Source organism: Thioclava sp. ISO4, assembly GCF_058105145.1.
This window is the reverse complement of sequence record NZ_CM176571.1, coordinates 3,025,001-3,044,249: the sequence shown is the minus strand read 5'-3', so window position 1 is coordinate 3,044,249 and position 19,249 is coordinate 3,025,001. Positions and strand designations below refer to the sequence as shown.

The 19,249-nt window shown below is 65.2% G+C and carries 24 protein-coding genes; 15 read left to right on the top strand and 9 right to left on the bottom strand.

Annotation, left to right across the window (positions count from 1 at the left end):
- Positions 1–43: 43 nt before the first annotated feature.
- The 6 genes from AC2TZ7_RS14915 to AC2TZ7_RS14890 form a co-directional block, all read right to left on the bottom strand.
- Positions 44–1,009 carry a MerR family transcriptional regulator gene (locus tag AC2TZ7_RS14915; protein WP_489864825.1) on the bottom strand — a complete coding sequence of 322 codons (966 nt, stop codon included), beginning with the start codon at positions 1,007–1,009 and terminating at the stop codon, positions 44–46.
- 27 nt (positions 1,010–1,036) lie between these two features.
- Positions 1,037–1,336 (bottom strand): integration host factor subunit alpha, encoded by a 300-nt coding sequence (gene ihfA, locus AC2TZ7_RS14910; RefSeq protein WP_075775489.1) that lies wholly within the window; start codon positions 1,334–1,336, stop codon positions 1,037–1,039.
- A 145-nt stretch (positions 1,337–1,481) separates the two neighbouring features.
- Positions 1,482–2,456 (bottom strand): beta-ketoacyl-ACP synthase III, encoded by a 975-nt coding sequence (locus AC2TZ7_RS14905; RefSeq protein WP_489864824.1) that lies wholly within the window; start codon positions 2,454–2,456, stop codon positions 1,482–1,484.
- A complete protein-coding gene (gene plsX, locus AC2TZ7_RS14900; protein ID WP_098412533.1) occupies positions 2,453–3,574 on the bottom strand; it encodes a phosphate acyltransferase PlsX in 1,122 nt (373 codons plus the stop codon). Before plsX ends, AC2TZ7_RS14905 begins: the two co-directional genes overlap by 4 nt.
- Before the next feature lie 78 nt (positions 3,575–3,652).
- Positions 3,653–3,859 (bottom strand): 50S ribosomal protein L32, encoded by a 207-nt coding sequence (rpmF, locus tag AC2TZ7_RS14895; protein ID WP_078522810.1) that lies wholly within the window; start codon positions 3,857–3,859, stop codon positions 3,653–3,655.
- Between the two features lie 216 nt (positions 3,860–4,075).
- A complete protein-coding gene (locus AC2TZ7_RS14890) occupies positions 4,076–4,666 on the bottom strand; it encodes a YceD family protein (protein ID WP_489864823.1) in 591 nt (196 codons plus the stop codon).
- A gap of 170 nt (positions 4,667–4,836) precedes the next feature.
- Here AC2TZ7_RS14890 and AC2TZ7_RS14885 point away from each other — a divergent pair, with 170 nt between their 5' ends.
- The 10 genes from AC2TZ7_RS14885 (at position 4,837) to proB (ending at position 13,972) form a co-directional block, all read left to right on the top strand.
- Positions 4,837–5,289 (top strand): outer membrane protein assembly factor BamE, encoded by a 453-nt coding sequence (locus tag AC2TZ7_RS14885; protein WP_489864822.1) that lies wholly within the window; start codon positions 4,837–4,839, stop codon positions 5,287–5,289.
- 50 nt (positions 5,290–5,339) lie between these two features.
- Positions 5,340–6,056, top strand: coding sequence for a GNAT family N-acetyltransferase (locus AC2TZ7_RS14880; protein WP_489864821.1), 717 nt, complete (start codon positions 5,340–5,342; stop codon positions 6,054–6,056).
- A gap of 141 nt (positions 6,057–6,197) precedes the next feature.
- Positions 6,198–8,027, top strand: coding sequence for an ABC-F family ATP-binding cassette domain-containing protein (locus AC2TZ7_RS14875; protein ID WP_489864820.1), 1,830 nt, complete (start codon positions 6,198–6,200; stop codon positions 8,025–8,027).
- A 154-nt stretch (positions 8,028–8,181) separates the two neighbouring features.
- Positions 8,182–9,300, top strand: coding sequence for a CaiB/BaiF CoA transferase family protein (locus AC2TZ7_RS14870; protein ID WP_489864819.1), 1,119 nt, complete (start codon positions 8,182–8,184; stop codon positions 9,298–9,300).
- A 192-nt stretch (positions 9,301–9,492) separates the two neighbouring features.
- Entirely contained in the window at positions 9,493–10,125 is a 633-nt protein-coding gene (locus AC2TZ7_RS14865; protein WP_489864818.1) for a 50S ribosomal protein L21, read from the top strand.
- A gap of 12 nt (positions 10,126–10,137) precedes the next feature.
- The gene (gene rpmA / locus AC2TZ7_RS14860) at positions 10,138–10,407 is read left to right on the top strand and encodes a 50S ribosomal protein L27 (RefSeq protein ID WP_075775480.1); all 270 of its coding nucleotides are present in this window, start codon (positions 10,138–10,140) and stop codon (positions 10,405–10,407) included.
- Positions 10,408–10,616: 209 nt separating this feature from the next.
- Complete coding sequence (locus tag AC2TZ7_RS14855; protein ID WP_489864817.1) at positions 10,617–11,153, top strand: GNAT family N-acetyltransferase; 537 nt, start codon at positions 10,617–10,619, stop codon at positions 11,151–11,153.
- Between the two features lie 72 nt (positions 11,154–11,225).
- Complete coding sequence (locus AC2TZ7_RS14850) at positions 11,226–11,741, top strand: GNAT family N-acetyltransferase (protein ID WP_489864816.1); 516 nt, start codon at positions 11,226–11,228, stop codon at positions 11,739–11,741.
- Positions 11,742–11,837: 96 nt separating this feature from the next.
- Positions 11,838–12,866, top strand: coding sequence for a GTPase ObgE (obgE, locus tag AC2TZ7_RS14845; RefSeq protein ID WP_489864815.1), 1,029 nt, complete (start codon positions 11,838–11,840; stop codon positions 12,864–12,866).
- Positions 12,854–13,972, top strand: a complete 1,119-nt coding sequence (gene proB, locus AC2TZ7_RS14840) for a glutamate 5-kinase (RefSeq protein ID WP_489864814.1) — start codon at positions 12,854–12,856, stop codon at positions 13,970–13,972. The genes obgE and proB overlap by 13 nt, the downstream gene beginning before the upstream one ends.
- Positions 13,973–13,991: 19 nt before the next feature.
- On the opposite strand, the gene AC2TZ7_RS14835 is transcribed toward proB, so the two are convergent.
- Positions 13,992–14,780, bottom strand: a complete 789-nt coding sequence (locus tag AC2TZ7_RS14835) for an enoyl-CoA hydratase (protein WP_078542758.1) — start codon at positions 14,778–14,780, stop codon at positions 13,992–13,994.
- A gap of 63 nt (positions 14,781–14,843) precedes the next feature.
- On the opposite strand from AC2TZ7_RS14835, the gene AC2TZ7_RS14830 reads away from it, so the two are divergent.
- The 3 genes from AC2TZ7_RS14830 (at position 14,844) to rpsI (ending at position 16,477) form a co-directional block, all read left to right on the top strand.
- Positions 14,844–15,272: a PaaI family thioesterase gene (locus AC2TZ7_RS14830; RefSeq protein WP_075775475.1), complete on the top strand. Its 429-nt coding sequence runs from the start codon at positions 14,844–14,846 to the stop codon at positions 15,270–15,272.
- Positions 15,273–15,512: 240 nt separating this feature from the next.
- Entirely contained in the window at positions 15,513–15,974 is a 462-nt protein-coding gene (rplM, locus tag AC2TZ7_RS14825; protein ID WP_078522797.1) for a 50S ribosomal protein L13, read from the top strand.
- 2 nt (positions 15,975–15,976) lie between these two features.
- Positions 15,977–16,477, top strand: coding sequence for a 30S ribosomal protein S9 (gene rpsI / locus AC2TZ7_RS14820; protein WP_078522796.1), 501 nt, complete (start codon positions 15,977–15,979; stop codon positions 16,475–16,477).
- A gap of 273 nt (positions 16,478–16,750) precedes the next feature.
- Here rpsI and bfr read toward each other — a convergent pair whose 3' ends face one another.
- Positions 16,751–17,236, bottom strand: coding sequence for a bacterioferritin (gene bfr / locus AC2TZ7_RS14815; RefSeq protein ID WP_078542760.1), 486 nt, complete (start codon positions 17,234–17,236; stop codon positions 16,751–16,753).
- Positions 17,220–17,477, bottom strand: coding sequence for a (2Fe-2S)-binding protein (locus AC2TZ7_RS14810; RefSeq protein ID WP_078547388.1), 258 nt, complete (start codon positions 17,475–17,477; stop codon positions 17,220–17,222). The genes bfr and AC2TZ7_RS14810 overlap by 17 nt, the downstream gene beginning before the upstream one ends.
- A 182-nt stretch (positions 17,478–17,659) precedes the next feature.
- On the opposite strand from AC2TZ7_RS14810, the gene AC2TZ7_RS14805 reads away from it, so the two are divergent.
- Positions 17,660–18,358, top strand: a complete 699-nt coding sequence (locus AC2TZ7_RS14805; RefSeq protein WP_078547370.1) for a phosphatidylserine decarboxylase — start codon at positions 17,660–17,662, stop codon at positions 18,356–18,358.
- Positions 18,359–18,379: 21 nt separating this feature from the next.
- Entirely contained in the window at positions 18,380–19,126 is a 747-nt protein-coding gene (pssA, locus tag AC2TZ7_RS14800) for a CDP-diacylglycerol--serine O-phosphatidyltransferase (protein ID WP_489864813.1), read from the top strand.
- The last annotated feature ends 123 nt before the right edge of the window (positions 19,127–19,249 follow it).

The following is a 19,249-nucleotide window of genomic DNA, read 5'->3' as shown; positions in this document are numbered from 1 at the left end:
AGTGAGAGAAAATTCACGCCAATTCGTCCGGGGTTGCGATCACTCATTCCGCTCGCTCGGAGCCATGCTGTGCGAGCCGCACCTGAAGGGCCTGCGCACGCAGGCGCAACATGCGCAGATCGCCCCGATCGGCGGGGCTCAGCCGCGCCGGATCGAGCGTGCGCAGCCCATGTAACAGCCGTGCGAGATCGGCCCGCGCGGCGATCTTCGCGGCGCGTTCCTGCGGACCACGGTCGATCGTCATGGCCACGACTGGGGCCATCGGCTCCGGCTCGGGTTCGACATCGAGCGCCATCGGGGCTTCCACGTCGTCATCCGACTCGTCCACTTCGGGGGATTCGCCGGAGGCGGTTTCCGACTCGTCGAAGAAGGAAGGCTGCGACGGGGCAGGGAAGGGCGTCACCGAGCCGCCCTGTTGGGCCTCGACGGGTGCTTCCTCGGCGGGGGCAAGATCGGGCAGTTCCTCGGGGCGCTCAGGCGACGCCTCGGTCTGGGACTCGTCTTGAGCTGTATCTTGAGCGCTGTCCTCGAGAGAGGCCGCCTCTTGCGGGGCTTCCTCCTGCGGGGCGATTTCTTCCGATGCGGCCTCGGTCGTCTCGGGCGCGGGCGCGCTCGGGGTCGCGTCCTGCGCCTGAGGCGCCTCTTGCGGGGCCGGGCTGTGCTGGGGCGCGGCAACCGGGGCAATCGGCTCCGGGGTGCTCTGCGTGGCCTCATCGGCCTCGCGCTCATCCTCGACGCTGACCTCGCCACGCGCAGCCACTTCGCGGATGCCTTCCTCGCGCAGCAGTTTCTGCACGCCGCGGATGGTCATGCCTTCTTCATGCAGCAGATGCTTGATACCGCCCAGAAGCGCCACATCGGCAGGCCGGTAATACCGCCGCCCGCCTGCACGCTTCACGGGTTTCACTTGCGTGAACTTGCTCTCCCAGAACCGAAGAACATGGGTCGGCGTGTCGAGAAGGTCTGAAACCTCAGAGATCGTCCGAAACGCGTCGGCGGATTTACCCATCGGTAGGACCTGTCATTTGTTATCGGGTTACTTCGAGTTGCCCGCCGCCACGCGGTCCTTCATCAGATGCGAGGGACGGAAGGACAGCACGCGACGCGGCGAGATCGGAACCTCTTCGCCGGTCTTGGGATTGCGGCCCATGCGCTTGGCTTTCTCGCGCACCGAGAAGGTGCCGAAAGAGCTGATCTTGACCGTCTCCCCCTCCACGAGGGCGTCGGACATATGCTGCAGCACGCTTTCAACGAGCTGCGCCGATTCATTGCGCGACAATCCAACTTCGCGGAACACCGCTTCGCTCAGATCCATGCGCGTCAGGGTCTTCGACATCCTATCCCCCCGGATAAACGATTTCGCTAACAGTGACCGACCGCAATTCCCGAGTCAATATCAAGCACTTGGCGGACGGGATTGATGCGCGGGCTCACGCGCGTTTGCGCGCAAGCCGGGCAAAACGTGTGCACAGAGGCCGCGTTTACCAGCGCAGGACGACCGAACCCCATGCCAGACCGCCGCCGATCGCCTCGGTGACCAGCACCTGGCCTTCCTTGATCTGGCCGCGTTGCTTGCCGACCGAGAGGGCCAGCGGGATCGAGGCTGCGGAGGTGTTGCCGTGGTCCTGAACCGTGACGATCACGCGGTCCATCGGCAGCTGCATCCGCTCGGCCGTGGCCGCGATGATGCGCAGGTTGGCCTGATGCGGCACGATCCAGTCGACGTTCTCGCCGGTCAGCCCGGCCTTATCGAGCGCCTTATGCGCGGTCTCGGCCAGTTTGGTGACGGCATGTTTGAAGACAGCGTTGCCCTGCATGCGCAGGTGGCCCGCCGTGCCGGTGGTGGAGACGCCACCATCGACATAGAGCAGGTCCTTGTAGCGCCCGTCGGAATGCAGGTCGGACGACAGGATGCCGCGATCATTCGCCGTGCCGGTGCCTTCGGCGGCCTCGAGGACCAGCGCGCCCGCGCCGTCGCCGAAGAGCACGCAGGTGCCGCGGTCGGTCCAGTCCATGATCCGCGAGAAGGTCTCGGCACCGATCACCAGCACGCGCTCTGCCTGACCGGAAAGGATCAGTCCGTTCGCATTGGTCAGCGCGAAGATGAAGCCAGCGCAGACGGCCTGCACGTCATAGGCAAAGCCCGTGGTCGAGCCCAAGCCCGCCTGAACCATCGTGGCGACGGAGGGGAAGGTGCTGTCGGGCGTGGAGGTCGCGACGACGATCGCGTCGATCTGGTCGACGCTCATATTCGCGTCTTCGAGCGCGGCTTTCGCGGCCTTGATCGCGAGATCGGAGGTGTATTCCCCTTCGGCGGCGATATGACGGCGCTCGATCCCGGTACGGCCTCGAATCCATTCATCCGTGGTATCGAGCGTTTTCTCGAACTCGGCGTTCTCGACAACGCGCTCGGGCAGGTAATGGCCTACGCCGCGCACCACGGATCTGATCGTCATTGGCTGCTCTCGCTTTTCTCGGCGGCAGATGGCGCGCCGGATTTGGTCTCATCCTGCCCCGAGGGAAGGGTGGTGGCAACCCGTGCGGCAAGCTTCGCGCCGAAGCCCGAGCGTGCCAGACGGGCGGCCAGTTCGATCGCGGCGGCGAAGCTGGTGGCATCCGCCGAGCCGTGCGATTTCACGACCGTGCCGTTGAGGCCGAGGAAGACGCCGCCATTGGCGCGGCGCGGATCGGTCTTGTGACGCAGGCGCTTGAGCGCGCCCATCGCGAAGAGGGCGCCCAGCTTCGACATCACCGAAGAGGTCAGCGCCTCGCGCAGGAGTTCGGCCACGAATTTCGCGGTGCCCTCGCCGGTTTTCAGCGCGACATTGCCGGTGAAGCCGTCGGTCACGATCACGTCGGCGCGCGCACCGGCCAGCTCGTTGCCCTCGACGAATCCCGCGAAGTCGAACTGCCCCGCCTCTTGCGCGTTGCTGATCAGCTCATAGGCTTCTCGCAGCTCGGGGCGGCCCTTGTGCTCTTCGGTGCCGATATTCAGCAGCCCGATGCGCGGACGCTCCAGCCCCAGCGCGTTGCGCGCGTAGGAAGTGCCCATCAGGGCGTAGGTCAGAAGATCCTCCGCATCGGCTTTCACGTCGGCGCCCATATCGAGCATGACGTTCCAGCCCGCAGGCCCGCGGGAGGGCCAGAAGGAGGCGATCGCCGGACGGTTCACGCCCGGCATTTTGCGCAGCCGCATCATCGAGATCAGCATCAGCGCCCCGGTATTCCCGCAGGAAACCGCGACATCGGCCTCCTTGTCGCGCACCGATTCGATGGCCGACCACATGGAGGTGTCCTGCCCGGTGCGCAGAACCTGCGCGGGCTTGTCCTCCATCGTGACGGTTCGTTCGGCGTGGCGCAGATCGACACAGTCGCCAAGATCGTGCTTGGCGATCAGCGGTTCGAGCTGCGGGCGCGGGCCGTGGATGATGAAATGCAGATCGGGGTGAGCGCGATGCGCCTTCGCGACGCCGGCGATCGTGGCCTCGGGGCCAAGATCACCACCCATCGCATCGACGGACAGAACGACAGCGCCGGCATTCGCCGGCGCTTTGCCCTTCTGGGCGGCTCGCATTTCTGCGGCCTTCATCTGCGATCCCGACTGCGGCTGGTCCTGCGTATCTTGCATGACGTGCGGCGCGGGTCGACGGGCTTACGCCGCGTCGTCGTCCAGATCGACCTCTTCGGTCAGAGCGACGACCTCACGGTCGGCGTAGTGACCGCAGGACGGGCAGACGTGGTGCGGGCGCTTGAGTTCGCCGCAGCTGGGGCATTCCGCCGGGTTGCCAGCGGTAAGCGAGTCGTGGGCGCGGCGCATGTTACGGCGCGAACGCGTGACTTTATTCTGAGGGACAGCCATGTCTCAACCTCGGGGTTTCGGGGGCCAGTAGCCCGTGTTTGCGGCGTTACAGCCCTGATTTTCCTTGTGGTTTCGTCACTTGGCCGAAAGCGTCTCTCGGGGTGCGAAGCCAAACGTCGAATGAGGCCGGGAACATACTCGGATTCTTTTTCCGTGCAAGCCTTTTTTCCGGCCATTTTTCAAGCGGTTTCGGGCGGCCCGAAGCCGCGTCTTCCACTATGCGTCGCCCTTACCGTTTTCGCCCTTGGCAAGCAAGTCGCGCAGATTGGCAAAAGGCTTCATCTGCTCGTCGCTGAGCGGCTCCGCGCCCGGCTCGGTCACCTGCGCGCCTTCCAGTTCCGCGTCTGCTGCACGCGGATAAAGCGGCAGGGCCAGCTCCATCGCCTCGAGCGCGACCACGCCGAGACTCACCGTCGTGGGCAGCGGTTCGGCGGTGTCATCCTCGGGCATCTCGACCTCTTCGGAGGTCGGCATCTCCATATCGGCGAGATAACGCCGCACGACCTCTTCGCGAATATCGGTCGTGACTGGGGCGAGGGTGATCACACAATCCTGAACCACGCGAGCCTCGAGGGTCGCGCGCAATTCCCAGTCCGAGCGCCCCTTCGGCGCGAGCTCGCCCTTGAGGCGCAACGCCTCGACGCCGCGAATATCCGCCCAGTCTGCGATCGCCTTGAGCCGCTCTCCCTTGGCTTCGATGTCGAAGCGCGTGGGCTTGCGGCTGGGCAGATCGGCCAGCCGCATGGGCTCGCTCCAGATCGTCTCGGGGGCGGCGGGCAGGTCGGGATCGACGGGGGTCTGTGTCATGTCCGGCTCCTTGTTTTGGGTCGCCCGGCGTTGTCCGGCGACCCCTTGCATGCGCCCGAGTGCCCAATCGGCGCGCTCTAGCGCTTGAGGGCGGCGCAGTCATGATGTAAGCGTCACTAAAAGCCCGAAGTGTCAGAGGCAATAGGGGGTTGCAGGTGGGGATCGGTTCTATGATGCGCAAGGCCATGCTGTTTATCGCGTTCGGCGTGGTGCTTTTCGCGGGTGCCTGTTCTCCGATTTACCGCAACCATGGCTATGTGCCGATTGACGAAGACCTCGCGCAGATCGAGGTCGGCAAGAGCACGCGTGACGATGTCGCGACCGCGATCGGGCGGCCCAGCTCGACCGGGCTGCTGGAAGGCTCGGGCTGGTATTACGTCGGTTCGCGCTGGAAAACCGTGACTTGGCACGCCCCTGAGGAAATCAAGCGCGAAGTCGTCGCCGTGTCGTTCAACGACAATGGCGTCGTGTCCAATGTCGAACGCTTCGGCCTTGAGAAAGGTCAGGTCGTGACGCTGTCGCGCCGCGTGACCGAGAGCAAGGTCAAGGGCGTCGGCTTCCTGCGTCAGCTGATGGGCTCGATCGGTCGTGTCAGTGCCGGCCAGGTTCTCGGCAACAACTGATCGCGGCGGGGCGGCCGATCGCCGGCCGCCACCATGACCCGCGAGGTCGCATGTCCCTGAGTTTCGCAAAAGGCGCCTATCAGGTCCGCGAGGCGACAAGCCCGACAGATAGAGAGGCCGTGCTGCGCCTGCGCGCCGATGCGTTCCGGGCCGGGGCTTCCGATGCAGATCGCTTCGACCCGCTCTGCCGCCACATCCTGATTTGCGACGATCACGGACCCGCCGCCGCCGCGCGGCTTTTGCTGCTGGAGGGTGGGGCCGCGCTGCCTGAGGGCTATTGCGCCCAGTTCTACGATCTCGCGCCGCTCGCCGCATGGGCCGGGCCGATCCTCGAGCTGGGGCGCTTCTGCACCCGTCCGGGCCTGCGCGACCCGGACGTGCTGCGTCTGGGCTGGGCCGCGATCACGCGGATTGCGGAGGAGAGCGGGGCCGGGCTGCTGATCGGGTGTTCCTCTTTCACGGGCAGCGACTGGCAGGCGCATCGCGCAGGTCTCGCCCATCTCGCATCCCGCGCGCTTGGTCCCGCCGCGTTGCGCCCACGTCCCAAAGCCCCCGAACGCGTGGACTATCCCGCGGCGCTGGCGGGGGAGGCGGGCGATGTCAGCGCGTTGCCGCCGCTGCTGCGCAGCTATCTCGGCATGGGGGGATGGGTGTCGGATCACGCGGTGATCGACCGCGACCTCGACACCTGTCACGTCTTCACCGCACTGGAGATCGCCGCGATCCCCGAGGCGCGGCGGCGCAGCCTGCGGGCGCTGGCGCGATAAGCCGGGCGGCTGGGCGGCTTGAGAGGGCGGAGGCCTCCGGCGGGGATATTTGTCTCAAGGAGAAGGAGGCGCGGGCGCGCATAGGGGCTGCGTCGCGCATGGCCCATTGACCTTTCGCCAAGGCCCGCTTAGCTCGCGAGCATGGCACGTGCACCGCTTTTACAGCTTTCCGACATCTCGCTCACCTTCGGCGGCAATCCCGTTTTCGAAGGGCTCTCCCTCACCGTCCAGCAAGGCGACCGCGTCGCGCTGGTGGGCCGAAACGGCTCGGGCAAATCCACCTTGATGAAGGTGATGGCCGGGCTGGTAGAGCCGGATTCGGGCACGCGGGTCGTGCCGCCGGGCATTTCCGTGGGCTATATGGAGCAGGAGCCCGATTTGTCGGGCTTCGCGACCTTGGGCGATTTCGCCGCCTCCGAACTGGACCCGGCCGAGGCTTACAAAGTCGAGATGGTCGCAGAGGGGCTGAAGTTCAAACCCGAGACCCCGGTCGAGACCGCCTCGGGGGGCGAGCGTCGCCGCGCGGCGCTGGCCAAGCTTCTGGCCGAGGGGCCGGAGCTGATGCTGCTCGACGAGCCGACGAACCATCTCGATATCGAGGCGATCGCCTGGCTGGAAAACCAGCTGAAGGAGACCCGCAAGGCTTTCGTGCTGATCTCGCACGACCGCGCCTTCCTGCGCGCACTGACGCGGGCCACGCTCTGGATCGACCGGGGCGAGGTGCGGCGTAACGAGCAGGGTTTCGAGACTTTCGAGGATTGGCGAGAGAAAGCGTGGGCCGAGGAAGACGAGGCCCGTCATAAGTTGAACCGCAAGATCAAGGCCGAGGCGCGTTGGGCGGTCGAGGGCATCTCGGCCCGGCGCAAGCGCAATCAGGGCCGGGTGCGCGCGCTGCAGGCGCTGCGCGCCGAACGCGCGGGTCAGATCAAGCGGCAGGGCGTCGCTGCGATGGAGCTCGACTCGGGCCAGCAATCGGGCAAGCGGGTGATCGAGGCCACGGGCCTGTCCAAGCGCTATGGCGACAAGCAGATCGTGAAGGATTTCGACTTGCGCGTGCTGCGCGGGGATCGCGTGGCCTTCGTCGGTCCCAACGGCGTGGGCAAGACGACGCTTCTGAAGATGCTGACCGGCGAGGTCGCACCCGATGAAGGCGCGGTGAAGCTGGGCACGAATCTCGAGATCGCCGTCTTCGATCAGGCACGCGCGACGCTCAACCCCGAGCAGACGCTGTGGGACGGGCTGGTGAACGACCCGGACATGGCGGTGAAGGGGCGCTCCGATCAGGTGATGGTGCGCGGCACGCCGAAACATGTCGTGGGCTACCTGAAGGACTTCCTGTTCGATGAACAGCAGGCGCGCGGCCCGATCCGGGCGCTTTCGGGTGGCGAGCGCGCGCGGCTCTTGCTGGCGCGGATCATGGCGAAGCCGTCGAACCTGCTGATTCTCGACGAACCGACCAACGATCTCGATGTAGAGACGCTCGATCTGCTGCAGGACCTGCTGGGCGAATATGACGGCACGGTGCTGCTGGTCAGCCACGACCGCGATTTCATCGACCGGGTCGCCAGCACGACCATCGCGATGGAAGGCGACGGGCGCGCCACCGTCTATGCGGGCGGCTGGTCGGATTATCAGGCGCAGAAGGCCGAGGCCGCGCCGGAGGCCAAGCCCGCGCCGAAGAAGGACGCACCCAAGGCAGAGGCGAAACCCGCCGCGTCCCAGAAAGCTGCGCCGAAGAAAACCGGCCTCAGCTTTACCGAGAAACACCGGCTGGAAGAGCTGCCCGGCGTGATCGAAAAGCTCGAGCATGAGATTTCCAAAATCAACGAATTGCTCGCCGATCCCGATCTCTTCACCCGCGAGCCTGTGAAATTCGCCAAGGCCACCGAGATGCTGAGCGACCGCCAGTCGGCGCTCGACGCGGCCGAGGTCGAATGGCTCGAGCTCGAAGAGAAGGCGCAAGAGGCCTGACCTTGCCGCGTGCGGCTCGGTCGGATGCCTCCGGCGGGGATATTTGATCCAAGCCGAAGGGGAGGGCATTCTCTTTCGGATTGGCAGAAATATCCCGGGGGCTGGCGGAGCCAGCGGGGCAGAGCCCCTCTGACGGGGCGACAAGGAGGGGCGCATGACCAAGCGAACCGGGGGCAAGGGGACGGGGCCGCTCAGCGGGCTGCGCATTGTCGAGATTTCCGGGCTGGGGCCGACGCCATTTGCGGCGATGTGTCTGGCCGATTTCCGGGCCGAGGTGATCCGTATCGCGCGGCCCGGCTCGGGCGGGGCGGAGAATCACGTTCTGGGGCTGGAGGTCGACGTGCTCGACCGGGGCCGCGACGTGGTGGAGCTGGATCTCAAATCCGACTCCGGGCGCGAGGCGGTGCGCACGCTGATCGCGCGCGCCGATGGCGTGATCGAGGGGATGCGCCCGGGCGTGATGGAGCGGCTGGGGCTGGGGCCCGAGGATTTCTCCGATCATCCGGCGCTGGTCTATGGAAGGATGACCGGCTGGGGGCAGGAGGGGCCGCTGTCGCAAACCGCGGGCCATGATATCAACTACCTGTCTCTGACCGGGGCGCTGCACGCGATGGGCGGAGAGGCGCCCGCGATCCCGCTCAATCTTCTGGGCGATTTCGGCGGTGGCGGGATCTATCTGGCCTTCGGGATGCTGGCGGCGCTGTGGCAGGCGCGCGAGACCGGTCGGGGGCAGGTCGTCGATTGCGCCATCACCGACGGGGTCGCGCATCTGATGGCGATGATCACCGGCATGGCCGGGCAGGGGGCCTGGGTGGATCGGCGGCAGGCGAATCTGCTCGACGGGGCCGCGCCGTTCTACACGGTCTATGAATGCGCCTGCGGCGGGCATATGGCGGTCGGGGCGCTCGAGCCGCAATTCTATGCCGCGCTGATCGCGGGGCTGGGATTCGCGCCCCAGGACTTGCCTGCGCGCGAGCCGCGTGCGAATTGGCCGGCCTTGCGAGATGTCTTCGCCGAGCGCTTCGCGACTCGCAGCCGGGATGACTGGGCCGAGGTCTTCGCGGGCAGCGATGCCTGCGCGACGCCGGTGCTGTCGATTGCCGAAGCCATCGCGCATCCGCAGAACGCCGAACGGGAGGCGTATGTCGAGCTCGACGGCATCGCCCAGCCCGCGCCCGCGCCGCGGCTCTCGGCCACGCCGGGGCAGGCGGGCGCGCAGGGGCGAAGGCTCTCTGCGGCGGAGGCGCTCGCCCGCTGGAGCGATTGCGGATAAAACCTCGATTTTCCTTGACAGATGGGGGCTGATCCCCGATATCGGCCCGACCCGGCGGAGAGTCTTCTTTCCGCCGGGCCTCGTTTTTGCAACTTCGCTCCCGTGAGGAGCGCGCAGTCCGACGGCGGGCCGACAGGTCCAACGAACTCCGATCAGGGGCCACAGGGCGCGGATGAAGAAAAGGAAAGACCCATGTTTGCGGTCCTCAAGACCGGCGGCAAGCAATACAAGGTTCAGGCGGGCGATCTGCTCCGCGTGGAACTGCTCGCAGCCGAAGCTGGCGATAAAGTCCAGTTCAACGAGATTCTGATGGTCGGCGGCGACAAGCCCCAGTTCGGCACCCCGCTCGTCGAAGGTGCGGCCGTGCAGGCGGAAGTCATCGACAACATCAAGGCCGACAAGGTCATCACCTACCACAAGCGTCGTCGTAAGCACTCGTCGCAGCGCACCCGTGGTCACCGCCAGCAGCTGACCCTGCTGCGCGTCACCGACGTCCTCGCCACCGGCGGCGACAAGTCGGGCGTGAAGGAAGCCGTGGGCACCGCGATCGCACGTCGTGCGGCGCATGGTGGTAAAGGCGAAGCCGCTCCGGCCAAGCCCGCCAAGGCCGCTGCTGCTCCGAAAGCCGCGCCGAAGGCTGATGCCGCCGTCGCGGAAGCGGACGATCTGAAGGTCATCACCGGTCTCGGCCCGGCGGCCGAGAAGAAGCTGAACGAAGCTGGCATCACCACCTTCGCCCAGCTCGCTTCGGTCGATCCCGAAACCTTTGAAGCTACCAAGGTCAAGCCCGACTGGGTCGAGCAGGCCAAAGAGCTCGCGAAATAAGGAGAGACACCCATGGCACACAAGAAAGCAGGCGGTTCATCCCGTAACGGCCGCGACTCTGCGGGTCGTCGTCTTGGCGTGAAACTGTTCGGCGGTCAGGCAGCGATCCCGGGCAACATCATCGTGCGTCAGCGCGGCACCAAGTGGTGGCCGGGTGAGGGCGTCGGCCTCGGCAAGGATCACACCATCTTTGCAACGGCTGAAGGCCGCGTCACCTTCCATAAAGGCCTCAAGGGCCGCACCTTCGTATCGGTCCTCCCGGCTGCGGAGGCCGCCGAGTAACCCGACCGACGAAAGTGTCACAAAATCGGGGGATCGGCTGAAAGGCCGGTCCCCTTTCTCGTTGCGGTGCAGCACGCAAATGTTTGCAATCGCGGCGAGAAAATTTACCGGGTCGGGGGATGTATCGTCATCTTCCTGTCCTATTTATTTACTAGGACCACGCGGCAGGAGGGGCCGCCGGTTCGCCCGCGTTTCGAGGAGGAGCGCCCATGTACCAGGAGACGATTTCCACCCAACCCGTGATCGAAACGGAGCGCTTCGTGCTGCGCCCGCTGCGCCGTTCGGATGCCGGTCTGATCGAGATGTATTCCGGCGATAAACGCGTCGCCGAAGGCACGCGCGCGATACCGCATCCGCTGCCGCCCGGCACGGCCGAGAATTTCATCACACGCGCACAGGCTGAAGACCGCGTCGAAGACGTCTGGGCGATCGATGGCTCGCGTCATGGCATGGGCGAGCTTCTGGGTGTCGTCTCGCTGACCCGTCTCGACGACGATCAGTCCGAGATCGGTTATTGGGTTGGGCCGGGCTTCTGGAATACGGGCCTCGCCTCCGAGGCGGTCGCGGCGATCATCTCGGCGAACCCGCAAAACGCGCGCACGCTTTTTGCCGAGGTCTTTCAGGACAATCCGGGTTCGGCCCGTGTCCTGACCAATTGCGGCTTCGAGTATCTGGGCGATGCGGAAAGCTGGTCGCTCGCGCGCGGTCGCCATGTTCCGACTTGGACCTATCTGCGCAAGATGTAGTGCAGACCGAGAGCGGGAACGGGAGGGCGCTGCCCTCCCGAACCCTCCCGGGATATTTGGACCAAGAGGAAGATGCATCTCATTGAAACGCCGCGCCTCGTCTTGCGTCCGCTGACTTCGGAAGATGTCGATGCGATCACGCATGCCGCGAATGATTTCGAGGTCGCGCGCTGGCTCACGCGGATGCCGCATCCCTACAGCAAAACCGATGCCGAGGCGCTGGTCGCTGCCAATCGCGAGAATTTCGGGCGAGTCTGGGGAATCACGCGACAGGGCGATTTTTGTGGATTGTTCGGGAAGGTCGGCGAGTTCGGTTATTGGTTGGGTCGAGGTCATTGGGGCAATGGCTATGCCACCGAGGCCGGTCGCGCCGTCATCGCTGCGCATTTCGAGGTCCCGGACGCGCGGCCACTTGCGGCGGGCTATTTCGAGGGCAATCGCCGCTCGCGCAGGGTTCTCGAGAAGCTCGGGTTCCGCACCATAGGCGAGTCGCTTGTCGATAACCGGGCGCTTGGGCGCAAGCTCCGGCACTTCGACATGATCTGCGAGACCCCGCCTCGCGACGCGCATTCCCCTTCCTCTTGGTGAAAATATCCCGGGGGTGTGGGGGCAGCGCCCCCACGCGGCGCTTGATCCTGCGCGCGCGGGCAGCTATCCCGGCGCCTTGATGAAAGGGGCCTGACCATGAAATTCCTCGATCTCGCCAAGGTCTATATCCGCTCGGGTGGCGGCGGCGCGGGCTGCGTCTCGTTCCGGCGCGAGAAATATATCGAATTCGGCGGCCCCGATGGCGGCGACGGCGGCAAGGGCGGCTCGGTCTGGATCGAGGCGGTCGAAGGGCTCAATACGCTGATCGATTTCCGTTACCAGCAGCATTTCTTCGCCAAGTCCGGCCAGCACGGCATGGGCAGCCAATGCACCGGCAAGGACGGCGATGACGTCGTGCTGAAAGTGCCGGTCGGGACCGAGATCCTCGACGAGGATCAGGAGACGCTGATCGCCGACATGACCGAGGTGGGCCAGCGCGTGCTGCTTGCCAAGGGTGGCAATGGCGGCTGGGGCAACCTGCATTTCAAATCCTCGACCAACCGCGCGCCGCAACGCGCGAATCCCGGTCAGGAAGGTGTCGAGCGCACGATCTGGCTGCGCCTGAAGCTGATCGCGGATGCCGGGCTTCTGGGTCTGCCCAATGCGGGCAAGTCGACTTTCCTGGCTGCGACCTCGAATGCGCGGCCCAAGATCGCGGATTATCCGTTCACGACGCTGGTCCCGAACCTCGGCGTCGTCGGCATCGACGGGCGCGAATTTGTCGTGGCCGATATTCCGGGGCTGATCGAGGGCGCCTCTGAGGGGCGGGGTCTGGGCGATCAGTTCCTCGGTCATGTCGAGCGCTGCTCGGTGCTGCTGCATCTGGTGGATGGCACGGCGGAGGACCCGGTCGAGGATTGGCGCACGATCATCGGCGAGTTGGAGGCCTATTCGGAAATCCTCGCTCAGAAGCCGCGCGTCACCGTGCTCAACAAGATCGACGCGATTGACGAAGAGACGCTGGCCGAGCGCAAGGCGGAGCTGGAAGAGGCCTCGGGTGGCCGCGTGATGCTGATGTCGGGCGTGTCGAAGAAGGGCGTGCCGGATGTGCTGCGCGCGCTTTGGGCGGAGATCGCCAAGGACAAGCCGAAGCCGGAGGACGAGGGCGGAGCATGGCAACCGTAAGCGCGCCCGCTTTGGCGCAGGCGAAGCGTCTGGTGATCAAGATCGGATCGGCGCTGCTTGTCGATCAGAGCGGATTGCGCGCGGACTGGCTGCGCTCGCTGGCCGCCGATGTGGCGGCTTTGCGCGCCCGCGGCACGGGCGTCGTGATCGTCTCGTCCGGCTCGATTGCGCTGGGGCGACGGGTGCTCGGTCTCGCGGGCGAAACGCTGCCGCTGGAGCAGAGCCAGGCCGCGGCGGCGGTGGGTCAGATCCGCCTCGCGCGGGCCTATGAGGAAGTGCTGGGGCCGCATGACGTGAGCACCGCGCAGGTTCTGGTGACGCTGGAAGACACTGCGGACCGGCGTCGCTACCTCAATTCGCGCGCGACGCTGGAGACGCTGCTGAGCCTCGGCGTCGTGCCCATCGTGAACGAGAACGACACGGTCGCGACCGACGAGATCCGCTTCGGCGACAATGACCGGCTGGCCGCCCAGATCGCCGTGACGATCGGGGCGGATCAGCTGCTCCTGCTGTCCGATGTCGACGGGCTCTACACCGCGAACCCCAAGACCGATCCGAGCGCCGAGCATCTGCCGGTGATCGAGCATATCACGCCGGAGATCGAGGCGATGGCGGGCGATCCCGTCTCCGGCCTCTCGAAGGGTGGGATGAAGACGAAATTGCTGGCCGCGAAGGTCGCGGTGGCGGGGGGCTGTGCGATGGCGATCGCGGAAGGCTTTGTCGAGCATCCGGTTGCCGCACTGGAGCAGGGCGGGCGCTGCAGCTGGTTCCTGCCCGAGGGAGATCCGCAGGCCGCGCGCAAACGCTGGATTGCGGCGATGAAGCCGCGGGGCGAGCTGTTCGTCGATGAGGGGGCGGCCAATGCGCTGCGCTCGGGCAAGTCGCTGCTGCCCGCCGGGATCACCAAGGTCGTCGGGCGCTTCGGGCGCGGCGACCCGGTCACCATCGCGGGGCCGGATCGGGCGGTTCTGGGCAAAGGGCTCGTGCGCTATACCGGCGACGAGGCGCGGCTGATCGCGGGGCACCGCTCGGGCGAGATCGAGGAGATCCTCGGCTATCCCGGCCGCGCGGCGCTGATCCATCGCGACGATATGGTGGTGGGCTGAGCGGGGGTACCCCGCCCCCTCATTCGGCCCAGTCCGGCTTGCGTTTCTCGATGAAGGCCTGCACGCCTTCCTTCGTATCACGCCAGAGCATGTTCTCGACCATCACCGCGGCCGTGTGCTCATAGGCCTGCGCGAGGTCCATATTGGCCTGATCGTAGAAGGCGCGTTTACCGATCTTCACGGCGGCGCCCAGCTTGCCTGCGATGGTCTGCGCCAGCTTCTCGGTCTCGGCGCCAAGCTCCTCATGCGGCGCGATGCGATTGACCAATCCGACCTCGCGGGCACGGGCGGCATCGATGAACTCGCCGGTGGTCAGCATCTCGAAAGCCACCTTGCGCGGCACGTTGCGCGAGAGCGCCACCATAGGCGTCGAGCAGAACAGCCCGATATTCACCCCGTTCACGCCAAACCGCGTCCCCTCGGCCGCCACAGCCAGATCGCAGGACGCGACCAGCTGACAGCCGGCGGCGGTCGCGATGCCATGCGCCTCGGCGATCACCGGCTGCGGCAGGGCGGGGATCATCTGCATCACCTCGGCGCAGCGGAAGAAGAGATCGGCGAAATAGGCGCGGCCCTGATCCTCGGCCTCGCGCCCGCGCTGCATCTCCTTGAGGTCATGGCCCGCGCAGAACGCCTTGCCCGCGCCGCGCAGCACGACGACCTTGATGCTTGTATCCTCGGCCAGCTCGGAAAACCGCGCCTTGAGCGCGGCCAGCATCGCATCGGACAGCGCGTTGAGGCTGCCGGGGCTGTTCATCGTCAGATGCGCCACCGCGCCATTATCCTCGCGGATCACCAGATCGGTCATTGAAACTCCTCCTCTTTGGCGAAACTCTAGGGGCGAGCGAGGGACAAGGAAAGGGGAGGGCGCATGGCGCTGGTAATGGATCGCGACGAGCTCGCGGAATTTCTCGACGAGGCGTTTCCGCAGGTGAAAGGCGACTTCGCGATCGACGCGCTCGATGAGGACGAGCTCGTGGTGCGCCTGAAGGTGGAAGAGCGCCATTTGCGGCCCGGCGGCACGGTCTCGGGCCCGAACATGTTCGCGCTGGCCGATGTCGGGATCTATATCGCGATCCTCGCGCGGATCGGGCGCGTGGCGCTGGCGGTGACGACGAATGCGAGCATGGATTTCATGCGCAAGCCCGCCGCAGGGGCCGACCTTATCGCGAAGATCCGGGTGCTCAAGCTGGGCCGCGTCCTCGCCGTGGGCGATGCGCTGATCTATTCCGAGGGCGACGATCGGCCCGTCGCGCGCGCAAGCATGACCTATTCGATTCCGCCGCGGGCGATGGGGTAGGGGGCTGCACTCTTTGCGCCTTCGCCTTGGCGCAAATATCCCGGGGGAGGCGCGGATGCGCCGGGGGCAGAGCCCCCAACCCGGCCCAACATCGCGTCGAGAGGTGGGGTATTTTAATACCTAATTTTTATCGCATTGTTTTTGCTGATAAAATTCAGAAATGATGCACTTGAAAACGCGTCCGGAATCGCGCAAAAGCCCCCATCAGAATTCGAAATACCCCACAAGGGCAGATCACAGATGAAAACCTACACCGCAAAACCCGCGGAGATCGAGAAGAAATGGGTCATCATCGACGCTGAAGGCGTCGTGCTGGGCCGTCTCGCGTCGATCGTCGCAATGCGTCTGCGTGGCAAGCACAAGGCCACCTTCACGCCGCACATGGATATGGGCGACAACGTCATCGTCATCAACGCCGACAAGGTGCAGATGACCGGCAAGAAGCGTGACGACAAGACCTACTACTGGCACACCAACCACCCCGGTGGGATCAAGTCGCGCACCGCGCGTCAGATCCTCGAGGGCGCGCATCCCGAGCGCGTGGTTATGAAGGCGGTCGAGCGCATGATCTCGCGTAACCGTCTGGGTCGTGCGCAGATGGCGAACCTGCGTGTCTACGCTGGTGCCGAGCATCCGCACGAAGCGCAACAGCCTGAAGTTCTCGACGTCAAGTCGATGAACAAGAAGAACACCCGGAGCTGATCATGGCCGACGATATCAAGACCCTCGACGATCTGAAATCGGTCGTGACCGGCTCGGACAACGCTGGCGCCACCGAAACCGAAACCTCCACGCCCCGTGAGCCCGTGCGCGACGCGCAAGGCCGCTCCTATGCCACCGGCAAGCGTAAAGACGCGGTCGCCCGCGTCTGGGTCAAGCCGGGCACCGGCAAGGTCGAAGTGAACGGCAAGGCGATGGACAAGTACTTCGCGCGTCCCGTGCTTCAGCTGATCGTGAACCAGCCCTTCGGCGTGGCGAATGTGGACGGCCAGTTCGACGTCTACGCGACCGTCGCAGGCGGCGGCCTCTCGGGCCAGGCCGGTGCAGTCAAGCACGGCATCTCGAAAGCGCTGCAGCTCTACGATCCCTCGCTGCGTCCGGCTCTGAAAGCCGCAGGCTTCCTGACCCGCGACTCGCGCGTTGTGGAACGTAAGAAATACGGCCGTGCGAAAGCCCGTCGTAGCTTCCAGTTCTCGAAGCGCTAAACTTCGCGAATACGATTTGGAAAGCGGCTCCCATTCGGGGGCCGCTTTTCGTTTGGGGCTCCGCCCCCGGCGCGTGCCGCGCCTCCCCCGGGATATTTCGGGCAGTTGGAAGGGCCGCGCGGGCTCTGATTTCCAACTGCGTCAAATATCCCGGGGGTGAATTCGGCGAAGCCGAAGCGGGGGCGGCGCCCCCAGATCTGTCATCCGCAACAATGAAGAAGGCGCCCCGTTCGGAGCGCCTTCGAGCATCTTCGACCTGCGCGGGGCAGGAGTTTACTCCGCCTCGTCCATCTTGGCTGCGTTGAGCAGGGCGTAATTCTGCGCGCCCACGCGGTCGTAGAGGTCGAGTTGTGTTTCGAGGAAATCGACATGGCCTTCCTCATCCGCGATCAGCTCTTCGAACAGATCCTTCGAGACGTAATCGCGCACGCTTTCGCAATGGTCGCGCGCCTCGCGATAGAGGGTCAGCGCGTCATGCTCTCCTGCGAGGTCGCATTCGAGCGTCTCGCGCGGGCCCTCGCCGATGCGCAGCGGGTCGAGCTTCTGCAGGTTCGGATGGCCTTCGAGGAACAGGATGCGCGCGATCAGCTTGTCGGCGTGATGCATCTCCTCGATCGATTCCTCGCGCGATTTCTTCGCCATCGCGGCAAGGCCCCAATCCTCCTGCATTCGGAAGTGCAGCCAGTATTGCGAAACGGCCGTCAATTCGCTGCGCAGAGCTGCGTTGAGATAGTCGATAACCTTAGCGTCGCCCTTCATGTCGTCTTCCTTCCATTGGTGCCTGTCTCAGCCCGGTCAGTTCGACCGGCACTTTCAAATTGGTATTCTTGCGCATCGTGGAAAGAAAGAGCGGCATGCATCCGCCGCAATCGGCCCGCTTCCCGAGTGCGTGATAGATCTTGCCCGGCGTGATGATCGTGCTCGGGTCCGAAGCCCGCATCCAGTCGATCGCGGCGTGGATGTCGCGATCGGTGATGGTCTGACAATGGCAGATGATCATGGTCGTGCGCCCTGGTTCCGGGGAGGGGGGATTCCTGTCCGCCTATAGGTGAGTAGTTTTATCGGAAATGTCAATCCGACAGAAAGAGTCAGGGATAAGGTCGCCTCCGGCACCAGTTTCCCGCCCCGTTTCCATCGCCGCGCAACTGGGGTAAGCACGGGCAAACAGTTCAAGAGGCCCGTATGTCCGTCTCCATGCTCTCCACCTTCGTCAAACCGATGCATCCCGAAGGGCGCAAGTTCGTCGCCATCTTCGCGGGCATCACTTTCATCCTGTTCCTGATCTGGGAGCCTCTGGGCTGGATCGGGGTCGGGCTGACCGTCTGGTGCTATTACTTCTTCCGCGATCCGCCGCGGGTGACGCCCACCCGCGAGGGGCTGATGGTCTCGCCCGCCGATGGCGTGGTCTCGCTGCTGGAGCCGGCGGTGCCGCCGGCGGAGCTGGGTCTTGGCGACAAGCCGATGACCCGTGTCTCGGTCTTCATGTCGGTCTTCAATTGCCACGTGAACCGGCTGCCCTGTGCAGGCCGGATCTCGAAGGTCGCCTATCGTCCCGGCAAATTCCTCAATGCCTCGCTCGACAAGGCGAGCTCGGACAATGAGCGCAACGGGCTTGCCGTGACGCTGCCCGACGGGCGCCAATACGGGGTGGTGCAGATCGCAGGGCTGGTGGCCCGACGCATCCTGTGCTGGTCGAAGGAAGGCCAGAGCCTGATGACCGGCGAACGGTTCGGGCTGATCCGGTTCGGCTCGCGTCTCGATATCTACCTGCCCGAAGGGGTGAACCCGCTCGTCTGCATCGGCCAGAACATGGTCGCGGGCGAAACCGTGATTGCCGATCTCGAAAGCACGGAACAAGCGCGCTCCGGCGGCATTCGGTAAGAGAGGCTCGAGGAGGGCGCGATGAAAGACCACGAACTCGACCCGCATGAAAAGGACCGGTTGCCATTTCTGCAGCTGGTGCCGAACCTCGTCACGATTGCCGGGATGGGGCTGGGGCTGACCTCGATCCGTTTCGCGATGGATGACCGGTTCGAGAGCGCGGTGGTGCTGATCCTGCTCGCGGCGCTGATCGACGGGATGGACGGGTTGCTCGCGCGGCGACTCAACGCGTCCTCGGATTTCGGGGCGGAACTCGACAGCCTGTCCGACTTCCTCTGCTTCGGAGTCGCGCCGGGGCTTCTGCTTTACCGCTTCGCCCTGGGGGAGACCCACGCTTTCGGCTGGGTCTTCGTGCTGGTCTATACCGGTGCGGCCTGTCTGCGCCTCGCACGGTTCAATGTGATGCGCGCCGAGCCCGAGTCGATGCGCCACTTCACGGGGGTGCCCGCACCCGCAGGGGCAGGGCTCGCACTACTGCCGATGTTCATCAGCTTTGCCGATCTCGGCGATGCGCGCGCGGTGCCCGTGGCCGTGGCGGTCTGGCTGGGCTTTGTCGGCCTGCTGATGATCTCGCGGATCAAGACCTTCTCGCCCAAAGCGATGCGCATTCCGCGCCGCGCGGTGGGCGTGCTGCTGATCGGCACGGTCATCGCGGTGGGGATGGTCTTCACGCGGATCTGGTTGCTGATGGTGATCCTCGCGGCGATCTACGCGGTGATGCTGATCCCCGCGATCTGGAAAGCGCGCGGGAGAATTCTGCGCGCCTGACCTCGACCCCTCTTCGACATTGCCGAACGCCGCTCCTTCGGGGGCGGCGTTCGCGATTCTGGGGGGTGTGAGGGCAGGGGAGGCGATTCACCGAAGAGAGGGGGCGATTCACTCGGTCATCAG